The organism is Microbacterium sp. K24 (genome assembly GCF_004794465.1).
Taxonomy (GTDB): Bacteria; Actinomycetota; Actinomycetes; order Actinomycetales; family Microbacteriaceae; genus Microbacterium.
The window spans coordinates 1-825 of sequence record NZ_SSDJ01000063.1; the positions used below are offsets into that span (position 1 = coordinate 1).

The window sequence follows — 825 nt, forward strand, 5'->3', positions numbered from 1 at the left end:
ACTCCGTGCGCATCCAGGCCATCGGTCCCGACGGGCAGGCGCTCGACGCGACCGAGCCGCTCGTGGCCCGCAAGGGCCGGGCGAGCTACCTCGGGGAGCGCAGCGCGGGGCATCTCGACCCCGGCGCGGCATCGACCGCGATCCTGTTCGACACGCTCGCCGCCGCGATCTCCGGCAGCTCCTGATGATCGGGATCGTCGCCGTCTCCCACAGCGCACGACTCGGGGAGGCGGCGCTCGAGCTTGCCCTGCAGATGGTGCCGGGCGGGGGAGTACGCGTGCAGGTCGCCGCGGGAGCCGGGACGGATCCGGACGGCACGCCGATCCTCGGGACGGATGCCGTCGCCGTCGCGAGCGCGATCGACGAGCTCTCGGCGGATTGCGACGGCGTGCTGGTGCTGATGGATCTCGGATCCGCGGTGCTCAGCGCAGAACTCGCGCTCGAGCTGCGTGCGAGCGACGTGCCCGTGCGTCTGGCGCCGGCGCCCTTCGTCGAGGGGCTGCTCGCGGCGGTCGTCTCGGCGGCCGCCGGCGGGTCGCTCGACGACGTGGCGGCGGAGGCCGGTGCGGCGCTCGGAGCGAAGACGGGTCAGCTGGAGGAGCACGAGCCGGAACCGACCGCCACCCCGCAGCAGGCCACCGAGGAGCCCGCAACAGACGACAGCGCGTCGGCCGACGGCGATGTCCTGACCCGTCGCGTGCGAGTACGCAATCCGCTCGGCATCCATGCGCGCCCCGCGGCGCTGATCGCCAAGGCATCGGCGGGATCGGATCTGCGCCTGCGGCGCCTGCCCGACGGCCCTGACGCCGCGGCCGCGAGCCTCTC

At 74.3% G+C, this 825-nt stretch carries 2 protein-coding genes; both read left to right on the forward strand.

Going from position 1 to position 825, the window contains the following annotated elements; genetic code table 11:
• The coding region (locus DW306_RS21475) for a DAK2 domain-containing protein (protein WP_136054436.1) at window positions 1-185 on the forward strand (185 nt) is incomplete at its 5' end.
• Window positions 185-825, forward strand: a 641-nt coding sequence (locus DW306_RS04420) for an HPr family phosphocarrier protein (RefSeq protein WP_136054437.1), incomplete at its 3' end; no start/stop codon positions are given. The genes DW306_RS21475 and DW306_RS04420, both read left to right, overlap by 1 nt.